Consider the following 4,719-nt stretch of genomic DNA (forward strand, 5'->3'; position numbering starts at 1 on the left):
CCCCCAGGATCAGTCTTACAAAACTGTCATCATATTTCGCAGAAAGTATACCGATAAGGGCCGACAATACAAAAAACAGGAAAGCATATAGCAACTGTCTCCGGTAGGTATAAAAAAGAACCGGCAGTTCCGATTTCCAAAAATCGGCAAACTTTGCAGTACCTTCCTTCTTATTTTTGTAAATCGACTGATGCAGCAAAGAGGCAATTCCATTCAGGTAAGCAGTGGTCTTTGATTTAGGATAAAATGTCTTCGCATACGCGAGATCATTGGTGATGTCAACAAAGCGATCAGCAAGTTCGTCAGGATTTAAAGACTGCATTTGCTCATAGGACCTCCATTTTTCCGAATTCTGTTTAACGAACAATGCCTCTCTCATACATTATGCAAGATGTAATTTTTTGTTAAAATAACTAAAAAAACATTTTTTCAACAATAAATTGGACATCAACATTATATTTGGTCTTTATGGAGACAATACAGGTAAACACAAGCCAACACGTTGACATTGACTACCCACTTGCAGGTCTGGGGGAGCGTATCGCCGCCAGACTGGTAGATCTGGCCATTTTTTTCGGATTAGCCATACTGTTCTTTTTCTTTGGATCTATCAGTGGGATCACCAATACTCCCGCCATTTTATACACGCTTATTATTCTTTATTCAGCAGCTTATATTTTTTATACACTGGTCTGCGAAATCTTTATGAATGGTCAGACACTTGGAAAAAGAGTGATGAAAATTAGAGTGATTAGTGTAAATGGTGCCCAACCCACCATGGGCCAGTATTTCATACGTTGGGTATTCAGATTGGTAGACTTTGTACTCACAGGTCAGGTTCTGGGTTTAATCCTTATTGCTATAAGCGATAAGAAACAAAGGATTGGAGATATCGTTGCTGGTACCACCGTCATTAAGACTGTTCCCCATACTACTTTTGAGCACATTGCCCTTCAGCCTGTTGAAGAGGCATATACGCCTGTATTCAGCAATATAGAGCAACTTACAGACAGGGATGTGGAACTGATCCACGAAGTGATCAGCACGTATTACAAAACCCAGAATCCTGATCTCATCTATAGCATGGCTTCCCGGGTTGGAAAACATCTTTCTATTACACCACCTCCGGAGATGAACCAACTCGATTTTTTAACCACAGTTGTTAAAGATTATAAGCAACTGACTTCCAAAGTAGATTAACCTTTAAACAAGCCTCCCTGAATAGATCTTAAATAGATAATTAACCAGGATGATTGACCCGGTAATCATATACAATATCTGAATAATGCTTTTGCTTCGGTTTTTAAACCAGTAATTGGCACCCAATGCAATGACGACGGTGAACAGAAGGGGAACAGTTGGAGGATACAGAGAAAAACTATCTTTAAAATCGCCCTTTAAAAGCGCTAATAAGGAGCGCTGGAAGCCACAGCCCGGACAATCATAACCCGTCAGATGTTTAAACGGGCAGGGTATAAAAAAACTATCCGCCTTTCCCAAAAATGAGGTCCAGGCGGATAAAATATATAGACTGAGCAATTGCAACTATAAATTACAGGTTAGTCGACTGATCAGAAGAATCGTCTTTTTTATTCTGGAAAGGATTGTTTTCTCCGAATGGGTTATTCACCCCACCAAAAGGATTATTTGCCCCATTAAAACCACCCTGGGCCTCTGCTGCAGATGGACCAAGATATCTGGCATCGCCAAAGCCCAGCATTGGATAAAATACAAAAGGCAGAATAATCAACCCTACTGTATAGCCTTCTGTCTTGCCAAAACTTTTACTTAATAAGTTGACCAGCCAGATTCCAAAAACAAAATTGACACACGGAATGAGTAGCCATAAAATCCAGATGGTTGGCTTGCCAACTATTTCGATCAGAATAATCGCATTGTAAATGGGTATAATAGCCGCCCAGCCAGGTTTACCAGCTTTAACGAATACTTTCCAAAGTCCAGCATAGGTGAGTACAAGAACTAATAAGTAAAAGAGTCCAGCTCCGAGCCCTATTCCGGCTCCTGCTGATGAGTAAGGTGATGAATAATCCATAGGTTTTTAGCTTTAATTTCTAGTAAAGATAATATTCTATATGAAAAATCAAAACTAATTACCTCTCTTTAAGCATTTGGCACCAAAAGAACCATAAACGTTAACTCCATACTATGGATCAGCCGTCTGACTTTCCTGATGAATCTTCTGAAGATCAGCCCGAGTGGAGATCTGACGTATAAACGAATCTAACCAAAAGCAATACGAATCAATTCACCCTCTTTCTTAAAAAGATGAAATTCAAAATATTAGCTATGCATTTAACGGATTAATCAAGTCTATCTTTTCCTGGATGCCTTGTTTTTCAGTCTTCGTTTTAGCTAAATCATATGCCCTTTCTAAATAGAGCCTGGCTTTCTGCTGGTTAAGGCCAGTATAAAGTTCCGCCAGCAACATAAAGTAAAAATGGTTGTTCTCCAGCTTGAGCTTTTCTGCTTCAACTAACGCCGCTTCCCTTCCTTTCACCTTATACAAAGCATAGGTCCTGTTCAGGGCTACTGCTGGTGAATAATTAATTTGCAGCAGCCGATTGTACAATTGCAGGATCTCTTCCCACTTCTCCCGGGTTCCTTCTTTTCTGCAATGCCAGTAAGCAATTCTCGCTTCCAGATGATAAGAACTCAGCTCCTCGCCCTGCGCAGAAAGATTTAAAAAGTATATACCCTGACTGATCAATGTTGCGTCCCACAGTTCCTGGTCCTGCTGTTCATATAAAACTATGGCGTTGGGTTGTCTGGCGCTAAACCTAGACGCATGGAAGCACATCAATGCAATTAAAGCATTTGTTTTGGGTAAATTCGTCTTATCATATTCAGTAAGCATAAGCCCTAGTCGCAAAGCCTCTAAGCACAGATCTTTTTGCAAGATCTGGTTTTGGGTCTGTGAATAATAGCCTTCACTGAAAAGCAAATAGATGATATGCAAAACAGTGTCCAGCCGCTTAGTGATCTCTTTCTCAGAAGGCAGTTCCATCTGCACTTTTTCGGTACGCAGTTTTTCTTTTGCCCTGAACAATCTTTTATTAATGGTTTCCTTATTGGATAAAAATGCCTCTGCGATCTCATCTATTCCAAAACCACACAAAATGCGCAGTGCGAGCCCTATCTGAGCCTCACTTGCGATAACCGGGGTGCATATAGCAAATAGCATCTGCAGCTGGCTATCTTTAATGTTTTGTACAGAAAAGTTCACTTCCCCTGTCTCCTCCATAACGTTTCCTGAGATGATTTCCGGAAGTACCTTTTCATCATAGATCTTTTTCCTCCTAAAGTGATGCAGGAGCTTCTGTTTGGCTACAACATATAGCCAGGCCGTGGGGTTTGGAGGAATACCTTTCACTTTCCAGGCTTCAGTGGCCTGTAAAAAGGTCTCGCTGACCACATCCTCGGCGATCTCAATATGTTGCAAACCAAAGGTCTTGCTGATCACAGCAACCATTTTTGAAAATTCCTGTTGAAACAGCTGCTGTAGAGATTCGGAACTTTTTCCCATAATGAATAACAGCATCCACCCCATGAAAGGGAGGATACTGTTTTTTAAATTCTAAATTTACACAAAAAGAGGACGAATCTCAACACTTCCATTGCTATCCAATGCCGGGCAACCATGAGCCAGCGTAGTCGCCTCTTCCAGGTTATCGGCCTTAACTACGATAAATCCTCCTAAGATCTCTCTGATTTCAACGAAAGGGCCATCGGTAACCAGACCTCCAGCCTTAAGCACTGTGCCTTCTGCGGCAAGCCGGGAGCCCCCCGTGGCTAATTTACCCTGTGCGGCAATACCGCCAATCCAATTCTGCCATCTTTTATCAATCTCCTCCATTTCTTCTGGAGAGTTCTTGCTGTAGTTGTAATTCGCTTGTCTGAATAATAACGCAAAATCTTTCATTTTAAATTTTCTAATGGTTACTGAATATATAAATTACTTCGTATCCAACCGAAATTTAAATCCGCTCTGTACGAATTTTAAAGGCTCCGGGGGTATACGTACCCACCAATGGCCTGAATGCAATATTGATCCGGTTGTAGGTATTGATGGTCGTTACAGCCAAAGTCAGATCAACTAGCTCTTCTTCCGAAAATTCCTGACGAGCGGCTTTATATACTTCATCAGACACCTGCCCTCCGGGGATTTTGGTAACCGCTTCCGCCCAGCCCAATGCCGCACGCTCCCTATCTGTATAGAAAGGCGCCTCTCTCCAGGCATCCAGTACATACAGACGCTGTTCGGTCTCACCAATTGCACGTAAATCTTTGGCATGCATATCCAAACAAAAAGCACAGCCGTTGATCTGGGAGACCCTGAAATAAATCAAATCTAAAAGTTGCTCCTCCAGTGGGGATTTGGCCAGATAAATGCCTAAACTATACAAGGCTTTCATCGCGCCCTGGCCTTTTTCGAAAACATTGATTCTTTGTTCCATTTTATTTGAGTTTAATATTTTATTGAATTATACCCCTATAATGAATGAGATCTCAGAAATTGGACAGATTAAGTAATTTTTTTTTATATCCCATTTTTAAGAGTAAGCAGTTGGATTTATCCGTAAAAAAGGTCTATAAACAAGAAAAGCCTGTAGTATGTACTACAGGCTTTCTTTAAGATTTGGCACCGACCTACTCTCCCACGTGTTACCGCAGTACCATCGGCTCTGGTGGGCTTAACTT

6 protein-coding genes and 1 pseudogene are annotated in these 4,719 nt (G+C 41.2%); 1 reads left to right on the plus strand and 6 read right to left on the minus strand.

Features of this window, described 5'->3' with window-relative positions; all coding sequences use genetic code 11:
• Positions 1 to 379, minus strand: a pseudogene (locus tag VNZ46_RS01990) (stage II sporulation protein M); the annotation flags it as partial.
• An 89-nt stretch (positions 380 to 468) separates the two neighbouring features.
• Here VNZ46_RS01990 and VNZ46_RS01995 point away from each other — a divergent pair.
• Complete coding sequence (locus VNZ46_RS01995; protein WP_325558393.1) at positions 469 to 1,200, plus strand: RDD family protein; 732 nt, start codon at positions 469 to 471, stop codon at positions 1,198 to 1,200.
• 3 nt (positions 1,201 to 1,203) lie between these two features.
• Here VNZ46_RS01995 and VNZ46_RS02000 read toward each other — a convergent pair whose 3' ends face one another.
• The 5 genes from VNZ46_RS02000 to VNZ46_RS02020 form a co-directional block, all read right to left on the minus strand.
• The gene (locus tag VNZ46_RS02000) at positions 1,204 to 1,545 is read right to left on the minus strand and encodes a DUF2752 domain-containing protein (RefSeq protein WP_325558394.1); all 342 of its coding nucleotides are present in this window, start codon (positions 1,543 to 1,545) and stop codon (positions 1,204 to 1,206) included.
• A 7-nt stretch (positions 1,546 to 1,552) separates the two neighbouring features.
• Positions 1,553 to 2,053, minus strand: a complete 501-nt coding sequence (locus VNZ46_RS02005; RefSeq protein ID WP_325558396.1) for a DUF5684 domain-containing protein — start codon at positions 2,051 to 2,053, stop codon at positions 1,553 to 1,555.
• Positions 2,054 to 2,305: 252 nt separating this feature from the next.
• Positions 2,306 to 3,544: an RNA polymerase sigma factor gene (locus VNZ46_RS02010; protein WP_325558397.1), complete on the minus strand. Its 1,239-nt coding sequence runs from the start codon at positions 3,542 to 3,544 to the stop codon at positions 2,306 to 2,308.
• Between the two features lie 57 nt (positions 3,545 to 3,601).
• Positions 3,602 to 3,940, minus strand: coding sequence for a YciI family protein (locus tag VNZ46_RS02015; protein ID WP_325558398.1), 339 nt, complete (start codon positions 3,938 to 3,940; stop codon positions 3,602 to 3,604).
• Between the two features lie 55 nt (positions 3,941 to 3,995).
• A complete protein-coding gene (locus VNZ46_RS02020) occupies positions 3,996 to 4,475 on the minus strand; it encodes a carboxymuconolactone decarboxylase family protein (protein ID WP_325558399.1) in 480 nt (159 codons plus the stop codon).
• Positions 4,476 to 4,719 lie beyond the last annotated feature (244 nt).

The organism is Pedobacter sp. (assembly GCF_035566355.1).
In the GTDB taxonomy this organism is placed as follows: Bacteria; Bacteroidota; Bacteroidia; order Sphingobacteriales; family Sphingobacteriaceae; genus Pedobacter.

Excerpts from the sequence above, each read along its gene's own strand:
- VNZ46_RS02020 (WP_325558399.1), bottom strand. The coding sequence starts at position 4,475 with ATGGAACAAAGAATCAATGTTTTCGAAAAAGGCCAGGGCGCGATGAAA.
- VNZ46_RS02005 (WP_325558396.1), bottom strand. The coding sequence starts at position 2,053 with ATGGATTATTCATCACCTTACTCATCAGCAGGAGCCGGAATAGGGCTC.
- VNZ46_RS02010 (WP_325558397.1), bottom strand. The coding sequence starts at position 3,544 with ATGGGAAAAAGTTCCGAATCTCTACAGCAGCTGTTTCAACAGGAATTT.
- VNZ46_RS01995 (WP_325558393.1), top strand. The coding sequence starts at position 469 with ATGGAGACAATACAGGTAAACACAAGCCAACACGTTGACATTGACTAC.
- VNZ46_RS02015 (WP_325558398.1), bottom strand. The coding sequence starts at position 3,940 with ATGAAAGATTTTGCGTTATTATTCAGACAAGCGAATTACAACTACAGC.